Raw genomic sequence first — 17,171 nt, 5'->3', positions numbered from 1 at the left:
ACGGTTCAAATTACTTTACCCCACTCAAAAGCAGAAATTGGCTTGAAATGGCAAGTATCAGAAATATCTGCTTTAGCAGAATTACTCAAGGCACTTGCAACATGATCCGCATTGATGAAATCTGGCTTTTTACCCAACCTCTGGATATGCGAGCAGGGATGGATACTATCATGGCTCAGGTGGTGAGAGCCTTTGGCTACATCAAACCGCATTGTGCTTACCTGTTCTGTAATAAACGTGGCCATCGCATGAAAGTACTGGTGCATGATGGACTGGGGATCTGGCTGTGTGCCCGGCGGCTGGAACAGGGCAAATTTCACTGGGCTAAAGTTCACCAGGGTGAAAGCGTAGCCCTCAGCCCGGAACAGTTACAGGCACTGATCCAGGGTTTGCCCTGGCAGCGCATTGGACGACAGCAGGTAGTGACGATGCTCTAAACCAGGTTGGTACATTCTGCTATTCTCCAAACGTTCTATTTCCTCTGCGTCATGACCTCAGGCATACTGCGGTCATGAATACGCTGCCTGACTTAAGCCAACTGACCCATGAACAACTGCTGGAATTTACCCGGCAGTTGGCAATGCAGCATCAACAACTCGCAGAAGATAACCAACAATTAGATACCAAAGTTCAGCATCTTGAAGCATGCAACCAACATCTTTCCATTCTCAATCAAAAATACGAGCATGAACTGGCGCTGTTTAAAAAGCACAAATTCGGCAGTAAAAACGAACATCTCACCGCAAAACAAATCCATCTGTGGGACGAAGCGGTTGAAGAGGATATCGCAGCAGTTGATTTGGAACTGGAGCGGCTGAATGCAGATAAAACCGATGCAGCGACAGAGAAAGCCACAGTCAACAAACCTAAACGTCGACTGCTACCCGATCATCTACACACCATCCGTATCGAGCATGAACCAACATCAACCCAATGTGCTTGTGGCTGCACCTTGCGTCGTATCGGCGAAGATATCAGTGAAAAACTGCATTTCAGACCGGCACAGTTCTATAAGGAACAGCATGTGCGTGGCAAATGGGTCTGTGATCAGTGTGACACCCTGACTCAGCAAGCGATGCCTGCCTATGTGATTGATAAAGGCATTGCTTCACCTGAACTGCTCAGCCATGTGCTGGTATCGAAGTATGCCGATCATTTACCGCTGTACCGTCAACGTCTGATCTATCAGCGGGCGGGAATCGAGCTTTCTAGATCAACGTTATCTGACTGGATAGGTCGCTGCGGTGTAGAACTGGAGCCTCTGGCCAATGCCTTAAAAGAGGTGGTGCTGCAACAGCAGGTGCTGCATGCAGATGAAACACCAGTCACCATTATGCGGATGGGTGATGATGAGAAAAAACCGAAGAAAGGTTATGTCTGGGCCTATGCCACTACACAGTACAATCCAGTTCAAGCGGTGATCTATGACTTTCAGGATAGCCGTTCAGGTCAGCATGCAGAAGAGTTCCTGAATGGCTGGCAGGGCCATCTGGTCTGTGATGATTACAGTGGTTATAAAGCACGCTTTAAATCAGGCGATGTCATTGAGGTGGGCTGCATGGCGCATGCACGTCGTAAATTCCATGAGCTACATGTGACTGGGAAAAGTCAGATCACTGAACAGGCATTACTGATGATTCAGAAACTGTATGCGATAGAAGCAGAACTCAGGAAAAAGACCGATGGTACGGCAGAACAGCGCCGCGAATACCGACAACAGCATAGTCAACCGGTGATGCAACAACTGTATGAATGGCTCAACCAACATTATCTGACGGTGCCATCGAGTTCTCCAACCGCCAAGGCCATCAATTACAGTCTGAAGCGTTGGCCAGCTTTAAGCCGCTATCTGGATGATGGCAATCTACCCATTGACAATAACTGGGCAGAGAACTCAATGCGCCCCTGGGCCTTGGGACGAAAGAACTGGCTATTTGCAGGTTCGCTGCGCAGTGGTCAACGAGCAGCCAATATCATGACTTTAATCCAGTCAGCAAAGCTGAATGGGCTGGATCCGTATGCCTATCTCAGTGATGTGCTGAAAAGGCTGCCGACACATAAAGCGACCCAAATAGAAGAATTACTGCCACATCGCTGGAAATCCAACTCAAATTAAAAAATAGGCATGGGGTTCAGCGGACGCTTACGAAAGATCGAACTGAATTTTTAATATAGAAAATCATATCTATGTTTGGATTGAAGTAGGAGCAGGTGATCAAGAGTTTGAGCAATATGCATTCGAATTAAAAAATACCAAAACTTCATGGCAGCAAATCCAAACGATTATTTATCGTGATGTATTGTGGGGGTAGTTGGCTTTCATTAAGTTTGTGGTTAGCTGTCTTAATTTTAATTTTATTGCTTGGAGCAGCTTTGTTGGTTGACTGGGGATTTGAAGATAAAAGGTTATCTCAAAAAATAAATCATATTCAAAAATGGCAACTATTTTACAAGTTGAATTCATTGGCATGGATCAGGTATTTAATCGGTTATTAGTTGAGCATAAGTATAGTAAAGAAATTGAAAAGGTAGATGGAACAGACATAAAGCATCAGCAAGTTTGATAATGTAAGAAATGCTAAGCTCCCATAAATCAATTCATAAAACAGTCACACCCGAGCCCCATACTTAAAAGTATAGATAGTTATATCTCATTAACTTTTAAATGCTTGGAAATAGCCGAATTTTGAGTAAGAGCAAGGCAAGAAGCGGCTTACAGATACATTTTCACCAAAGTCTTGGGTGCTATAACTGCACTATACTCAAAACACATTCGATCCTTCTCAGGTTTTGTTAAAGGCTAGTATTCTCAAAGAATGAATTGAATGTAGTGATCCAGACGTATTTCAATGAATGCCAGTATACATAAATCATCTATTAACAGTTCAGATAGGTCGGATTGAAAGGTTAGAAAATATAGTGCAGGAGGCGATGGCCAGCGGTGGAGCAGTGATCGCTAATGATCATGGATGTACTTGTTTACAGCTGCAACATGATCGGAAAAGTTGGCTGAGTAGGTTGGGATAGTAGTAAGAATTCATCTTTAGATGTCTGAATTAAGCGATTTATAACGATTACAGAAGGATGCGGACATTAACAAACTAAAAAGGTGAATAGCGATTATCTCATGCGTCAATTTGAACAAGCCCTATTTTTCAGTCGTACCAAACCTGAAATACAGGGCATAAAACAATAAGAGCTCTACAATGAAATTTCAGAATGCAAAACTAAAATTTTTAGAAATTGATTTAAAAGGCTGTATTTATCTTAATCATTTTTCACATTCAGAACGCATTGCAGCTTTTTTTAAAATCATTAGCCGGTTGGGCAATGGCGTATTCTGGTATTTGATGCTCATTGCCGTCTGGCTGATTCAGGGTCTGATGTATACCTTACAGATTGTTTATCTGGTGTTTGGCAGTATGGTTGGAACCCTGATTTATAAACTTTTAAAAACCAAGACAGTACGGCCACGTCCTTATCAGGTGCATCAGGTGATTCGGCTCTGTGAGCATCCGCTGGATCATTTTAGTTTTCCTTCGGGACATACCTTGCATGCAGTGATGGTGACCATTGTGCTGGGTTATATCGTGCCTTTTTTGCTGTTCTTAATGCTGCCATTTGCCATTTTGGTCGCGATCTCCCGAATGGTTTTAGGCTTGCATTATCCAAGTGATGTGGCGGTAGGGGCAATATTGGGCGCGCTGGTAGCCACCATGATTGTATTTACGGCACCTTTTTTTAATATCATGTTGTAAAAAATCACAAGATGATCCGGCAAAGACTCGCAGAAATTTGCAGATTTGCTAAAGTACTACATCACAGTAAATAGGCTTAGGAATAGACATGGGTTTACGTTGGACAGATACCCTCGATATCGCGATTGAATTGTATGAAGCGCATCCAGACGTGGATCCGCAATGGGTTCGCTTTACTGACTTGCATGCCTGGGTATGTGCACTTCCTGATTTCGAAGACGATCCAACCAAATCAACCGAAGGGCTTCTGGAAGCCATTCAAATGGCATGGATTGACGAAGCACGTTAATTACCAATTGAAAAAAGCAATTTTTTTACAGTTTAAAGGCAGAAAAAAGTCCATTATTCGGTATAATGCGGCAAATTTTCATGTCAACAATTGACTTAAGGAGCCAATCATGGCTATTGAACGTACATTATCTATCGTAAAACCAGACGCAGTTGCTAAAAACCACATCGGTGACATCTTCGCTCGTTTCGAAAAAGCAGGTCTTAAAATCGTTGCGACTAAAATGAAACACCTGACTCAAGCTGAAGCTGAAGGCTTCTACGCTGAGCACAAAGAACGTGGTTTCTTCGGTGACCTAGTTGCATTCATGACTTCTGGTCCAGTTGTTGTTTCAGTTCTTGAAGGCGAAAACGCTGTTCTTGCTCACCGTGACATCCTTGGCGCGACTAACCCTAAAGAAGCTGCTCCTGGTACAATCCGTGCAGACTTCGCTGTAAGCATCGACGAAAACGCTGCTCACGGTTCTGACTCTGTAGCATCTGCTGACCGCGAAATTAACTACTTCTTCGCGCAAACTGAGATTGCTCCACGTACTCGTTAATACGCAGTATTCAAACCAGATAAGTGTTATTATACTTATCTGGTTTTTTTATTCTCTGAATAATTCTTTGCTCAGATATTGAGCTTCTCCTTTCATCTTTAGACATGGTTTAGGTATACACATGAGTACTGAAGTGGTCGCTACATCAGCAGTTTCTGATGCACAGCAACAATCTCCGTCCACTCCTGCACAGCAAAATTCTGTGGAAAAAGTGAACTTACTAGGCATGTCACGTCCGCAAATGGAAAAATTCTTCGAAGATATGGGCGAAAAGAAGTTCCGTGCCGGTCAGGTGATGAAATGGATTCATCAGTATTTCGTGACTGATTTTGCCGAGATGACCAATATCTCGGGCAAGCTGCGTGAAAAACTGGAAAAGATTTGTGAAATTAAAGCGCCAGAAGTGGTGCATAAAAACTATTCCAAAGACGGTACCCGTAAATGGGTGTTCCGTGTCGGTGATGGTGAGGGCTCTCTGGTTGAAACTGTCCTGATTCCGGCAGAAGACAAAACCGGCTCACGTAAGACCCTGTGTATTTCTTCACAAGTGGGCTGTGCCCTAGACTGTTCATTCTGTTCAACCGGTAAGCAAGGTTTCCAGCGTGACCTGACTCAAGCTGAAATCATTGGTCAGTTGTGGATGGCCAACTATTCCTATATGGAAGAAGTGCCTGTGGCTGAGCGTGAGCGTTCAGTGACCAACGTGGTGATGATGGGCATGGGTGAGCCACTCCTGAACTATGACGCTGTATTAAATTCTATGCGCATTATGCTGGATGATTTTGCTTATGGCATGTCTAAACGCCGCGTAACGCTTTCAACGTCTGGTGTCGTGCCGAAAATTGACCAGTTGGCCCAAGATATTGATGTGGCTTTGGCGATTTCATTACACGCAACCAATGACGAGCTGCGTAATGAGCTGGTACCAATCAACAAAAAATATCCATTAGAGCAGCTTATTGCCGCTTGTCAGCGCTACATCACTAAAGATGGTAATGAAAGTGCGCGTAAGCACGTGACTATCGAATATGTAATGCTGGATGGCGTAAATGACAAACCTGAACATGCCCAGCAGATGATCAAGCTGCTTAAAGATCTGCCAAGCAAGATTAACCTGATTCCATTTAACCCGTTCCCGCATGCGCCATATGGCCGTTCAAGCCGTAACCGGATTATTTCTTTCCAAAAAACTTTGTCTGATGCCGGTTTTGTGTGTACGATTCGTCAGACACGTGGTGATGATATCGACGCTGCGTGTGGACAACTGGTAGGACAAGTTGCTGACCGTACCCGTCGTGCGGAACAGTGGAAAAAGAAAATTGCGCAGTCCAATGAGATTATGCGCTCACAAGGATAACAAGAGGTCGCCAATTGAGTAGTCTGACATCTAAACTTGCTTTGGTTTCAGTAGTATGTGGGTCTTTGGTTTTAACTGCGTGTCAAACGCCAGATCTGGGTCAGAAGGATCCGGAAAAAGCCACCAAGGTTCGTACTCAGTTGGCGGTTGAATATCTTAAAAACGGTGATCTGGATTCAGCCAAACGTGCGCTGGATCAGGCACTGGAAACTAATCCGCGTGATTCGCAAGCCAATATGATGATGGGGGTGCTGCTTCAGCAGGAAGGCAGCAAACCCAATCTTGAAAAAGCTGAAGGTTATTTCAAGCGTGCAATTTCGGCAGATCCAAAAAATGCCCAGGCACGAAATAACTACGGCACCTATTTATATCAGCTTGAGCGCTATAAAGATGCGATCGAGCAGTTCGAAATTGCCGGCGCAACCTTAGGTTATGACCAGCGTTTTCGTGCCCTTGAGAATATGGGACGGATTTACCTGAAACAGGGTGATCTGGTGAATGCTGAAAAATCATTCAAACAGGCACTACAGGCTAATCGCGCTTCGTATATATCAATGTTAGAGTTGGCAGAAATTTTTTATCTGAACCAGCAGTTCCCGGCCGCGACTCAAATGTATGAACAGTTTGTACGTGGTGTGGGGCAGAAAAACCAGAGTGCCCGTGCGCTCTGGATTGGCATTCGCACTGCGCGTGCCAGTGGCGATCAGTTAGGCATGCAGGTATTGGTGAATCAATTACGTGCATTGTTCCCTGAAAGCCCGGAATACCAACGTTATTTGCAATTACAGTACAGTACTGAGGCCGTATGGAAGTAAATCCTAATTCAGATTCGAATAATTCGAGCGTAGCTCCAAACGCGTTAGGAAATGTTCAGCGTCCAGGCGAGTACTTACGCAAGATTCGTATTAATCAGCAACGTGAGCTTGAAGACGTTGCCAAAGAACTCAATATTCCGGTAAAAACCCTGAATGCCTTGGAAAAGGATGATTATAAATCCTTGCCTGAAGCGACTTTTATTAAGGGTTATTACCGCACCTATGCCAAATATCTCGGTGTCGATGCTTCTAGCCTGATTCAGCGTTTTGATGAAATTTATGCCAATGATACCGGTATGGTTGCAACGCATGCTCTGAAAGATTCTCCAATCAAGATCATGGGTAAATTGCCAGGATCAAAGCGTGATCGTAACCGCAAATGGTTAAAACGCGGTCTGATTGCGCTGGTCGTAGTACTGATCTTGGGTGCACTGGTCGCCATGATCCAGAACTGGTCAGAAAGCAGTTCAAATAATGCTGAAGTTGCTGACACTTCTTCTGATGTTGAGATTTTGAATCTGGATGCCGGTGCTGCCATGTCCGGTGATCAGCTTAAGCTTGATTTTAGCCGTCCAACCTCTGTGCATATTGTAGATGCAGGCGGTAACGTGCTGGCCACTGGCCGTCAAGCGTCTACTATAGAGCTGAGCGGTGAAGCGCCATTCCAGATCCGACTGGATGATGCGACAGCAGTATCACTCAGTTTAAATAATGAAAGTATTGCATTGTCACCTTATACGGTTAACGGAAAAGCAGATTTCCGTTTATCACGTTAATGGTGAGCAGATAGGGCGAAATCATGATCGTAAATCCAATTCAGCGCCGTCCAACACGTAAAATCCGTGTCGGTTCTGTCTATGTCGGTGGTGATGCACCGATCACTGTTCAGTCAATGACCAATACTGAAACCTGTGATGTCGCAGCAACTGTTGCACAAATTCAGCGTTGTGTGGATGCAGGTGCGGACATCATGCGTGTCTCTGTGCCGAGTATGGAAGCAGCGGCTGCATTTGGTGAAATCCGTAAGCAAGTTGACGTACCACTGGTTGCAGATATTCACTTCGACTATAAAATTGCGCTGGCTGTTGCTGATCTGGGTGCAGACTGTCTGCGTATCAACCCGGGGAATATCGGTTCAGAAGCCAAGATTCGTGAAGTCGTGGCAGCAGCACGTCATAACGACATTTCCATGCGGATTGGCGTGAATGCCGGTTCACTGGAAAAAGATATCCAGAAAAAATATGGCGAGCCAACAGGTGAAGCATTACTGGAATCTGCAATGCGTCATATCGACATTCTGGATCGTCTGAATTTCCATGAATTCAAAGTATCGGTCAAAGCATCAAACGTGTTTTTGACGATGGATGCTTATCGTCTGCTGTCTAAACAGATTGATAATCCATTGCACTTGGGTGTGACGGAAGCGGGTGTGTATCGTACCGGTTCAGTAAAATCAGCGATTGCTTTGGGCGGTCTGCTGATGGAAGGCATTGGCGATACCATGCGTATTTCTCTGGCAGCCGAGCCTGAAGAAGAAATCAAGATTGGTTTTGATATCCTGAAATCGCTGGGTCTTCGTTCTAACGGAATTAACTTTATTGCCTGCCCAAGCTGTTCACGTCAGGAATTTAACGTGATTAAAGTGATGCAGACCCTGGAAGAACGTCTGGAAGATGTCCGTGTTCCGATGGATGTGTCTGTGATTGGCTGTAAAGTGAATGGTCCGGGTGAAGCCAAAGAAGCCGATATTGGTGTAGTAGGTGCAAGTCCGCGCTCACTGGTGTATCGTAATGGTGAAAAGAGCCATTTAATCGATACCAATCAACTGGTTGATGAAATCGAATCAATGGTTCGTCAACGTGTTTCCGAGCTTGAAGAAGCCAAATCAAAAGAAATTATTCGCACAAGTTTTTCTGAGTAGATCATGAGTTCAATCGTCGCAATCAAAGGTTTTAATGACATTCTCCCAACGCAAACCCCAGCTTGGAGACGTCTTGAACAGCATCTGTCAGGTCTGATGGATGCCTATGGCTATCAACAGATCCGTTTGCCGATAGTTGAACAGACTAATCTGTTTAAACGTTCGATTGGTGATGCCACAGATATCGTTGAAAAAGAAATGTACACCTTTCTGGACAAAGGTAATCCGCCTGAGTCTCTGACTTTACGTCCTGAAGGAACAGCGGGCTGTGTACGTGCGATGCTGGAACATAACCTGCTTCGTGGTGCAACACCTAAAGTGTGGTATATCGGACCGATGTTCCGTTATGAAAAACCGCAAAAAGGCCGTTATCGTCAGTTCCACCAGTTTGGCGTGGAAACATTTGGTGTGGCAACGCCTGATCAAGATGCAGAACTGATCCTGATGACAGCACGTCTATGGAAACGTATGGGCGTGGCTGACAAGGTGCAACTCGAACTAAATACTTTGGGCGAGTCTGATGAACGTGCGGCGTATCGTGCGGCACTGGTAGAGTTCCTGCAAGCGCATAAAGCGGATCTGGATGAAGATTCTCAGCGCCGTCTGACGACTAATCCACTGCGTATTCTGGATTCGAAAGATGCCAAAACTCAAAGTATCCTAGAAAATGCGCCAAAACTTCATGACTTTATGGGTGAAGAAACACTGGCACACTTTAACCAGTTGCAACAGTATTTGTCAGATGCCGGTATCAGCTTTGTCATCAATCAGAAACTGGTACGTGGTCTGGACTACTACAACAAAACCGTATTTGAATGGACTACGACTCATTTAGGTTCACAAGGTACTGTGTGTGCCGGTGGTCGTTATGATGGCTTGGTCGGTCAATTGAAAGGCAAAGCGGATCAATCTGTACCTGCAGTTGGTTTCGCGATGGGGATGGAGCGTTTATTGCTTCTACTGGAACAGGTTGAAGATAATACGCCAGTACGTGATTGCGAAGTATTCCTGGTTGCCGATCCTGCTTCTCAAGGTAAAGCACTGGTATTGGCCGAACAGATTCGTGATCAATTGGAAGCTGCAGGCAGTAATATTCGTCTGAAAGTCGGCTCACAAGGTTCAATGAAGTCGCAAATGAAAAAAGCCGATCAAGCCGGTGCTTTATATGCGGCCATTATCGGTGAGCGTGAACTTGAAGCACAAAGCTTTACGGTGAAAGAGCTGGCGACTGCAGAGCAATCTACTGTGCCATTTGCAGACTTTGTCGCATTTTTCAGTACTAAAATTTCTTCAAAATAATCGATAAAACATTAGGAAAAAGGTAATCGCATGAGCGCAATGACTGATGATGAACAACTTGAAAGTTTGAAATCCTTCACGAAGAAGTATGGTTCTTCGATCATTATCGGGATTCTGGTTGCGCTGATTGCCTTTTTCGGATGGGAATATTGGCAGAAGAAAAACCTGGCGGAATCGCAAATGCAGACTGCCAAGGTTCAGCAACTGATGGATGAAGCACAGGCTGCAGATGGTGATGCTTTTGCCAAGCTATCTGAAACTGCAGACAAGATTGTCAAAGAAGCGCCAGATTCAGCTCAAGCGATTCAAACCCAGTTGGTCATGGCGAAACTGGCTTATGACAAGCAGGATTACGCTGCCGCTGAGAAAGCATTACAAAAAGTTGAAAACTCTAAAGTTGATGATAAAGGCCTGGTTCAGGTCGTTAAATTGCGTCTGGCTTATGCACAATTAGCACAGAAAAAATATGATGCAGCCCTGAAAACTTTGGATGCAGTGACTGAACCTGCATTTAAAGCAACCGCCGATGAAGCACGTGGCGATATCTATGTTGCCAAAAATGATATTGAAAATGCCAAAAAAGTATATCAAAGTGCATGGGATGCTTTGATTGAACGTAAAGAAGAACGTCAAATTTTACAAATTAAGCTCGAAAGCGTAGGCGTGTTGGTCGATGACCCGGAAATCGAACGCCCAATTATAGAAACACAAGTGGAAGAAGCTGAATGAACAGAACATATAAAATCACCTGTGCTTTAACTGTTTTAACTCTTGCACTCGCTGGCTGTGCGGGTAAGACCAATAAAGTACCAGAAGTAAAACCGAATCCACTTCCAAAAATCAGTCAGACTAAAACACTTGTTCCTGTATTTTCGACCAGTGTTTCTTCAACAGAGAAGGCTGATCCGCTACGTTTACGTCTGGATGCGGATAACGGAGTCGTATTTGCGATCGACCCTAAGGGTGAAGTCACTGCTTTTAATGGCAAGCAGCGCCTGTGGCAGAAAAAAGTCAGCAAAGATACTTTAAGCTCTGGCGTTGAAGCCGCTGATGGGATCGTGGTGGTTGGCAGTAACAAAGGCCAATTGATCGCGCTAGATCAGCAGACTGGCGAACAACGCTGGACTGCACAATTGACTGGTGCCATCTTGGCGCCTTCTTTGATTCATGCAGGTCGCGTAATTACTGTCACTAATGACGGTACTGTATATGCTCACGAAGTGGCCTCAGGCGCTCAGGTCTGGACCTATGATTTACCGAATGTCCAGTTTAGCCTGCGTGGCATGGCGGCTCCGGTGCCTTTAGATGCGCGTAATGTATTGATTGCGACTTCAAATGCTTATATTTATGCAATCGATGCCTTAAGTGGTGTGCCTAAATTGCAGCGCCGTGTTGCAATCTCGGATGGTCGTTCGGACATTCAGCGTTTGATCGATATTGACGGTGATCCTGTCGTAGCAGGTCAGTTTATTGTGACCACCAGCTATCAAGGTCAGGTGACTGTATTTGATCTGGCTTCACAACAGGTGATCTGGAGCGAAGATGCCAGCAGTATCCAGCGTCCGGAAGTGGTGGGCAATGGCGTCTTCGTTGCCCAAACTGATGGTAAAATCAGTGCTTATGAAATTACCACTGGTCAGCCTTTATGGGAAAATGATCAGTTGTTGAATCGTCAGCTGAGCAATCCGGTAATGCTCGGAACTGAGCTTGTCGTAGGTGATCTGGACGGAGTATTGCACCTGCTGAATCCATCAACAGGGCAGATTATTGGCCGTGCTAAAACTTCTGGTGAAGTGCGTCATTTACGTGTAATTGACAACCAGCTCTATGTTTCTACACGCAAGGGTGCATTAAGCATCTGGCAGAATCGTTAATTTTTGTTTGGCTTATGCTAAAATAAGCCAACCGTATTTTTTACGCGGGGTGATTGAATGTTCAATGCCCCGTGTTTTTATTTATTTTAGGCTTTAATCCTATTCCCTTTTTCTTCCAAAACTTTCTGATGTTCAGGCCATTTTTAGACAGCCTGATATTGAATAAAGGTTAATCTATGAAACCCGTAATTGCGCTCATTGGTCGTCCGAACGTCGGAAAATCAACTCTGTTTAACCAGATAACCAAGAGCCGTGACGCATTGGTGGCAGACTTTGCTGGTCTGACACGCGACCGTAAATATGGTGATGCGATCTATCAAAACAAATCTTTCATTGTCGTGGATACTGGTGGTATCGGTGAAAATGAAGGCGGTATTGACTCCTACATGGCTGAGCAGTCTAAAACTGCGATCCATGAAGCCGACATGATCATTTTTGTGGTCGATGCACGTGCCGGACTACTGGCATCTGATGAACAGATCGCTCGTGAACTGCGTACTTTGGGCAAGAAAGTTTTTCTTGTAGCTAACAAAGTTGATGGTGTGCATGCTGAAGCTGCTCTGGTCGAGTTTTATAAACTCGGTATGGGCGAGCCTATGCAAGTGGCTGCTAGCCACGGCCGTGGCGTACAGCAAATGCTGGAAGAAGTACTTGAAGATGTGCCTGAAGATGAAAGTCCAGAAGAACATGACAAGAATACTGGTCTACGTCTTGCAATTATTGGTCGTCCAAACGTAGGTAAATCGACACTAGTAAACCGTCTATTGGGTGAAGAGCGTGTTGTAGCGTTTGACCAGCCAGGAACGACGCGTGACTCAATCTATATTCCTTTTGAGCGTGATGGTCGTCAATACACCCTGATTGATACCGCTGGGGTACGCCGTAAAGGTAAGGTTGATGAAATGATTGAGAAATTCTCAATTGTGAAAACCTTACAGGCGATGAAAGATGCGCACGTAGTAGTTGTTGTTGTTGATGCGCGTGAAGGGATTGTAGAGCAGGACTTACACCTGATCGGTTATGCACTGGAAGCTGGCCGTGCCATGGTGATTGCGATCAATAAATGGGACAACATGTCCGAATATGATCGTAAACAATGTAAGCTCGATGTAGAGCGTCGTTTTGACTTTATTCCTTGGGCGAAAATCCACCTGATTTCTGCGCTACATGGTACAGGTGTCGGTGAGATGTATCCATCGATTCACCGTGCTTATGATTCTTCACATCTGAAAGTATCACCAGCGAAGCTGACTCAGATCCTGAATGATGCCACTGAAGCGCACCAACCGCCTACTGTACAAGGTCGTCGTATTAAGATGCGTTATGCGCATATGGGCGGACAGAATCCACCTACTATCGTGGTTCATGGTAATAAGGTAGATAAGACACCTGCAGATTATCGCCGTTACTTGGAAAATGTATTCCGTAAAGTGTACAAGCTTGAAGGTACACCAGTAAAAATTGAATTTAAAACCTCAGAAAACCCATTTGAAGGTCGCAAGTCACAGCTGGATGAACGTACTGCTGCGCGTCGCCGTCGTTATGTACAGAAATTTAAGAAAGCCGAGAAAAAATTTAAACGTGGTTAATTGTCATATTTAAATAAAAAAGCCTGCAAAAGCAGGCTTTTTTATTTATTCATATTTTAGATTGAGCATTTTTTTGCTTTTTGATAAATACGGATATTTTCAAGATTAGCTAAAGCTACGTCAGCATCGGCTTGAGAAGCAGCAATATTATTTTGATTGTTATTGCCAGTAAAAGCATTGGTAATTTCAGTTGCGCGCGCAACTGTTTGTGATTGACCTGCAAAAGCAGATAATGCACCACTTGCAATACCTGCCAATTTAGAAACAGGATTATTGGCTTGAGCATTCGCCTGGTTAAGTGCATTTTGACTTGCTTCTAAGGTACGTTCAAAACTGCGCGCTTCTACTGCCAAATCTGTACAATCTAAACCTTTTAAGTATGTTGTTGAGTAGACACCGTTATTTTGATTTGAAGCATTATTATAATTAGAAGCATAGGCACGGTCTGCACGTGCAACAGCAGCATTCGCCTGTGCACGGCTGCGCTCCATATTTGCTTCAGCCTGATCCATGATGGCGCCGTTTCTAGCTCCCATAACTGCAGTAGCAGCTTCTAGCCAGGAGCCAGCTTGTGTTGAAAATGATAGTGCAGCAATTGTCGTACTGAATATGATTCGCTTAAACATATGACCCTCTGTTTTTCTATGTATAAAATTGTAGCTGGATTGTAACTATTTTTTATTCGATTAAAAATAGCTTGAAAGCTCAATTATTTATTTTGATTTACAGTATATTTTATTGTTTTAATTAAGTTTTATTAAAATATATTTTAAGATATTACCTATAGTTTGTCAGAGAGGCAATCAGGTTGATTTATACTGAAGGCCTTAAAAGTAACATTTTTTATAAGGGCGACTATTTTTGAAGTCTATTATTCATATTGATTGGATCGCGCTGGCACCACGACTTAGACATTTACAAGACTTAGATCGGAAAACCTATATTCAGCAGCGTAAACAATTAATTTATAACTATCGTAATCAGTTGCTAGCTGCACATTTAGGTTGTGTTATTGACCAGCAGGACTTTACTACAACCGAATACGGCAAACCCTATCTTTCAGCCCATCCAGACTATGGCTTTAATCATACGCATAGCCAAAACTTTTATGGATTAGCAACAAGCAAACATATTCAGAATTTGGGGATCGATATCGAAGAACTTAATCGAAATGTACGTTTTGAAGCCCTAGCCCAACACGCTTTTCATCCTGAAGAGCTGAAACAGTGGCAGGCATTAGATTACGATCCTGAATACTGGTTTAAAGTCTGGACCACCAAAGAGGCGGTCCTAAAAGCCTCAGGACTCGGAATCCGGATAAACCTCAATGAGCTGAATACCCAAATCCATCCACATCAGGATGGTGGACGTTGTGAACATCCAGAAATTGGAATTTATGCCTATCAAAATTATATTTTAGCGGGTTGCATGCTCACTGTGGCCTGGCAAAGCGAGCATTCCTGTAAAGGCCTAAGATTTCCAACGATTCAGATTCATCAAGCTGTTTAAAAGTAGAGTAAGCCCAAAATATTTCTTATTGTTTGGCAATCATTAAATTACTCAGCCGGTTAACGAACTGTGGACTCATTCGAGATAAGTGAAATAAAAACTTACTCTTGAATCCGACTGGATGATGGGTCACTTGCCAAATTGAATCTTTTAGCTGTGCCAGTTTGAAAATATCCTGCGCTACATCCTCAGCTTTTAGATGCACGCCCATTTTTTTGATATTTTCGGCCTGCATATCTTCCACCATTGCAGTGCTAACAAAAAGCGGCATCACATCAAATACCCGAATGCCATATTTTTGCCATTCGATATCTAGTCCTTCAGTCAAACCACGAACCGCAAATTTGCTGGTTGCATAGGAAGCCAGATCCGCTTGGCCATAAATCGCCGATGCTGAAGACAGGTTAATGACCCGGGCAAAGGAAGCCTGCTTTAAGTAGGGTAAAGCAGCATGACAGCCATTCAGGACGCCTTTAATATTCACGTCAAGGGTGCGATGGTGATTAGTAATATTCGTTTCTTCAAAAGGACCAGAATATAAAATCCCGGCATTATTTACCAGAATATTGATTTCACCTGACCAGGATGCGAATTCAGATAGAGTAGTTTCCCATGATGCATAATCGGTTACATCCAGAAAGCCAGCTTTGGCATGTTCACCGAGTTGCTGGGCCAATTGTTCTGCCTGTTCAAGATTAATATCATAAATTCCGACTTTATAACCTTGCTGGTAAAATAGCCTGGCTGTCGCGGCACCAATTCCTTGTGCTGCACCACTAATCAATATACTGTGCATGTGCTTGATCTCCTTATTGTCTTTTTTTCTTGAGCATAGCAAGAAACAGGCAAAATAATGCGGCTATTTGGTAAAGAAGAGGTTTTACGGTGGAACAATTACTCCAAGTCATGCGTGAGTTACGTGAAAAATGTCCATGGGATCAGCAACAGACTCCCGAATCTTTAACCAAATATGCGATTGAGGAAGCCTATGAAGTTGAAGCAGCAGTGCGCTCTGGCCAAGCTGATGAGGTGCGGGATGAACTGGGTGATTTGCTGTTACAGGTCGTATTTCAGTCACAAATGTATAGCGAGCAGGGCGCTTTTGATTTTCATGATGTAGTTCAGGCGATTACGGATAAGCTGATTCGTCGTCATCCGCATGTATTTCAGGCTGAACAGTTTGCACAGCTGAGTCCTGAAGATGTCTCGGTACTCTGGAAAGAAATCAAGCAGAAAGAAAAACAGGGTAAGCCACGTTCACGTTTGGATGAGATCAAGCATGCACCTGCACTGCAACAGGCGGATGAGATCCAGAAAAATGTCGCCAAAATCGGCTTTGACTTTCCAGATGTCGCGGGTGCCTATGGCAAGCTGAAAGAAGAACTGGCTGAACTCAAAGAAGCCGTTGCTGGACAAAATTCCGATGAAATACTCGAAGAATTTGGAGACTGCTTATTTTCACTGGTGAATGTTGGTCGTAAACTTGGTGTCTCAAGCGAGATGGCATTATTGGGCACGATCCATAAATTCCGGACTCGCTTTGCCCTGATGGAAGATCGGGCAGAACAACAGCAACTCAATCTGGAAAGCCTGTCATTGGCTGAATTGGATCAGCTCTGGGAACAGGCCAAATTAGAATTAAAACAAAGAGCCGCTCATGAACAAAGTACAACATCGCATAGGTCCAGCATGGATTAATACTGTCCTGCTAGGCATTTGGCTGGCCTATACTTCAATTGGAACAGTACATGCAACTGCAACCGATTATGCAGAATGGAAAGTACGTCAGCAGCAGCATGATGCACGCCTGAAGAAGAAAATTGCTGCTGCTACCCCCGTTTCTGAAAACAACCATTATCTGGCTAAACCTGCATTATCCGCCTCTTCAGCTGCTGATAAAATCAGTCTGAACCAGGCCAGTATTGAGCAGTTACAGCAGTTAAATGGCATCGGGCAGAAGAAAGCGGAAGCGATCATTGAATACCGGCAAAAAAATGGTAAATTTAAAACAATTGAAGATATTCAACAGGTCAAAGGCATCGGGCCGGCCTTATTTGCCAAAAACAAGGATAAACTGGCTTTGTAACCCTGCTGAATTTATTGTAAATAAGCCATCCATCTGAACCATGAGAATGACATAATCAAATTGCCCTTTAGCGGTGTAAGCGATATGATTAGCGTCATCTTAGAATTTTACGTTCAGACGTAGGAGACAGCGT

At 44.1% G+C, this 17,171-nt stretch carries 18 protein-coding genes and 1 pseudogene; 17 read left to right on the top strand and 2 right to left on the bottom strand.

The window, feature by feature from the left end:
- The 14 genes and pseudogenes from FTV13_RS15765 to der form a co-directional block, all read left to right on the top strand.
- Positions 1-105 (top strand): annotated as a pseudogene (locus FTV13_RS15765) (IS66 family insertion sequence element accessory protein TnpB); the annotation flags it as partial.
- Positions 102-437: an IS66 family insertion sequence element accessory protein TnpB gene (tnpB, locus tag FTV13_RS09190; RefSeq protein WP_180011828.1), complete on the top strand. Its 336-nt coding sequence runs from the start codon at positions 102-104 to the stop codon at positions 435-437. The pseudogene FTV13_RS15765 and the gene tnpB, both read left to right, overlap by 4 nt.
- A gap of 74 nt (positions 438-511) precedes the next feature.
- Entirely contained in the window at positions 512-2,116 is a 1,605-nt protein-coding gene (locus tag FTV13_RS09185; protein ID WP_180011826.1) for an IS66 family transposase, read from the top strand.
- Between the two features lie 1,090 nt (positions 2,117-3,206).
- Positions 3,207-3,758, top strand: coding sequence for a phosphatase PAP2 family protein (locus FTV13_RS09180; RefSeq protein ID WP_004782094.1), 552 nt, complete (start codon positions 3,207-3,209; stop codon positions 3,756-3,758).
- A gap of 88 nt (positions 3,759-3,846) precedes the next feature.
- Positions 3,847-4,047, top strand: coding sequence for a Fe-S cluster assembly protein IscX (gene iscX, locus FTV13_RS09175; protein WP_005232138.1), 201 nt, complete (start codon positions 3,847-3,849; stop codon positions 4,045-4,047).
- Between the two features lie 109 nt (positions 4,048-4,156).
- The gene (gene ndk / locus FTV13_RS09170; RefSeq protein WP_004782097.1) at positions 4,157-4,588 is read left to right on the top strand and encodes a nucleoside-diphosphate kinase; all 432 of its coding nucleotides are present in this window, start codon (positions 4,157-4,159) and stop codon (positions 4,586-4,588) included.
- Positions 4,589-4,709: 121 nt separating this feature from the next.
- Positions 4,710-5,945, top strand: a complete 1,236-nt coding sequence (rlmN, locus tag FTV13_RS09165; protein ID WP_180011824.1) for a 23S rRNA (adenine(2503)-C(2))-methyltransferase RlmN — start codon at positions 4,710-4,712, stop codon at positions 5,943-5,945.
- Positions 5,946-5,986: 41 nt separating this feature from the next.
- Positions 5,987-6,760 carry a type IV pilus biogenesis/stability protein PilW gene (gene pilW, locus FTV13_RS09160; protein ID WP_373684495.1) on the top strand — a complete coding sequence of 258 codons (774 nt, stop codon included), beginning with the start codon at positions 5,987-5,989 and terminating at the stop codon, positions 6,758-6,760.
- Complete coding sequence (locus FTV13_RS09155) at positions 6,751-7,536, top strand: helix-turn-helix domain-containing protein (RefSeq protein ID WP_179992375.1); 786 nt, start codon at positions 6,751-6,753, stop codon at positions 7,534-7,536. Before pilW ends, FTV13_RS09155 begins: the two co-directional genes overlap by 10 nt.
- Before the next feature lie 23 nt (positions 7,537-7,559).
- Positions 7,560-8,681: a flavodoxin-dependent (E)-4-hydroxy-3-methylbut-2-enyl-diphosphate synthase gene (ispG, locus tag FTV13_RS09150; protein ID WP_004782104.1), complete on the top strand. Its 1,122-nt coding sequence runs from the start codon at positions 7,560-7,562 to the stop codon at positions 8,679-8,681.
- A 3-nt stretch (positions 8,682-8,684) separates the two neighbouring features.
- A complete protein-coding gene (hisS, locus tag FTV13_RS09145; protein WP_179992373.1) occupies positions 8,685-9,980 on the top strand; it encodes a histidine--tRNA ligase in 1,296 nt (431 codons plus the stop codon).
- Between the two features lie 30 nt (positions 9,981-10,010).
- A complete protein-coding gene (locus tag FTV13_RS09140) occupies positions 10,011-10,709 on the top strand; it encodes a tetratricopeptide repeat protein (protein WP_005232125.1) in 699 nt (232 codons plus the stop codon).
- Positions 10,706-11,854: an outer membrane protein assembly factor BamB gene (gene bamB / locus FTV13_RS09135; protein WP_180011822.1), complete on the top strand. Its 1,149-nt coding sequence runs from the start codon at positions 10,706-10,708 to the stop codon at positions 11,852-11,854. Before FTV13_RS09140 ends, bamB begins: the two co-directional genes overlap by 4 nt.
- 176 nt (positions 11,855-12,030) lie before the next feature.
- Positions 12,031-13,443 carry a ribosome biogenesis GTPase Der gene (gene der, locus FTV13_RS09130; RefSeq protein ID WP_166139054.1) on the top strand — a complete coding sequence of 471 codons (1,413 nt, stop codon included), beginning with the start codon at positions 12,031-12,033 and terminating at the stop codon, positions 13,441-13,443.
- Between the two features lie 56 nt (positions 13,444-13,499).
- Here the strand turns inward: der and FTV13_RS09125 are convergent, their stop codons facing one another.
- A complete protein-coding gene (locus tag FTV13_RS09125) occupies positions 13,500-14,069 on the bottom strand; it encodes a hypothetical protein (RefSeq protein WP_159124108.1) in 570 nt (189 codons plus the stop codon).
- 262 nt (positions 14,070-14,331) lie between these two features.
- On the opposite strand from FTV13_RS09125, the gene FTV13_RS09120 reads away from it, so the two are divergent.
- Complete coding sequence (locus FTV13_RS09120; RefSeq protein ID WP_180011836.1) at positions 14,332-14,952, top strand: 4'-phosphopantetheinyl transferase superfamily protein; 621 nt, start codon at positions 14,332-14,334, stop codon at positions 14,950-14,952.
- A 25-nt stretch (positions 14,953-14,977) separates the two neighbouring features.
- Here the strand turns inward: FTV13_RS09120 and FTV13_RS09115 are convergent, their stop codons facing one another.
- Complete coding sequence (locus tag FTV13_RS09115; RefSeq protein ID WP_159124107.1) at positions 14,978-15,748, bottom strand: SDR family oxidoreductase; 771 nt, start codon at positions 15,746-15,748, stop codon at positions 14,978-14,980.
- An 89-nt stretch (positions 15,749-15,837) separates the two neighbouring features.
- Between FTV13_RS09115 and mazG the strand changes: the two genes are divergently transcribed.
- Positions 15,838-16,650: a nucleoside triphosphate pyrophosphohydrolase gene (gene mazG, locus FTV13_RS09110; RefSeq protein ID WP_180011820.1), complete on the top strand. Its 813-nt coding sequence runs from the start codon at positions 15,838-15,840 to the stop codon at positions 16,648-16,650.
- A complete protein-coding gene (locus FTV13_RS09105) occupies positions 16,610-17,038 on the top strand; it encodes a ComEA family DNA-binding protein (protein WP_159124105.1) in 429 nt (142 codons plus the stop codon). The genes mazG and FTV13_RS09105 overlap by 41 nt, the downstream gene beginning before the upstream one ends.
- The last annotated feature ends 133 nt before the right edge of the window (positions 17,039-17,171 follow it).

The sequence above is a fragment of the Acinetobacter sp. YH12235 genome (genome assembly GCF_013417705.1).
Lineage (GTDB): Bacteria > Pseudomonadota > Gammaproteobacteria > Pseudomonadales > Moraxellaceae > Acinetobacter.
This window is presented reverse-complemented; position numbering and strand designations above follow the sequence as displayed.

Coding starts and splice junctions, on each gene's coding strand:
- tnpB (WP_180011828.1), top strand. CDS start 102: ATGATCCGCATTGATGAAATCTGGCTTTTTACCCAACCTCTGGATATG.
- FTV13_RS09185 (WP_180011826.1), top strand. CDS start 512: ATGAATACGCTGCCTGACTTAAGCCAACTGACCCATGAACAACTGCTG.
- FTV13_RS09180 (WP_004782094.1), top strand. CDS start 3,207: ATGAAATTTCAGAATGCAAAACTAAAATTTTTAGAAATTGATTTAAAA.
- iscX (WP_005232138.1), top strand. CDS start 3,847: ATGGGTTTACGTTGGACAGATACCCTCGATATCGCGATTGAATTGTAT.
- ndk (WP_004782097.1), top strand. CDS start 4,157: ATGGCTATTGAACGTACATTATCTATCGTAAAACCAGACGCAGTTGCT.
- rlmN (WP_180011824.1), top strand. CDS start 4,710: ATGAGTACTGAAGTGGTCGCTACATCAGCAGTTTCTGATGCACAGCAA.
- FTV13_RS09155 (WP_179992375.1), top strand. CDS start 6,751: ATGGAAGTAAATCCTAATTCAGATTCGAATAATTCGAGCGTAGCTCCA.
- ispG (WP_004782104.1), top strand. CDS start 7,560: ATGATCGTAAATCCAATTCAGCGCCGTCCAACACGTAAAATCCGTGTC.
- hisS (WP_179992373.1), top strand. CDS start 8,685: ATGAGTTCAATCGTCGCAATCAAAGGTTTTAATGACATTCTCCCAACG.
- FTV13_RS09140 (WP_005232125.1), top strand. CDS start 10,011: ATGAGCGCAATGACTGATGATGAACAACTTGAAAGTTTGAAATCCTTC.
- bamB (WP_180011822.1), top strand. CDS start 10,706: ATGAACAGAACATATAAAATCACCTGTGCTTTAACTGTTTTAACTCTT.
- der (WP_166139054.1), top strand. CDS start 12,031: ATGAAACCCGTAATTGCGCTCATTGGTCGTCCGAACGTCGGAAAATCA.
- FTV13_RS09125 (WP_159124108.1), bottom strand. CDS start 14,069: ATGTTTAAGCGAATCATATTCAGTACGACAATTGCTGCACTATCATTT.
- FTV13_RS09115 (WP_159124107.1), bottom strand. CDS start 15,748: ATGCACAGTATATTGATTAGTGGTGCAGCACAAGGAATTGGTGCCGCG.
- FTV13_RS09105 (WP_159124105.1), top strand. CDS start 16,610: ATGAACAAAGTACAACATCGCATAGGTCCAGCATGGATTAATACTGTC.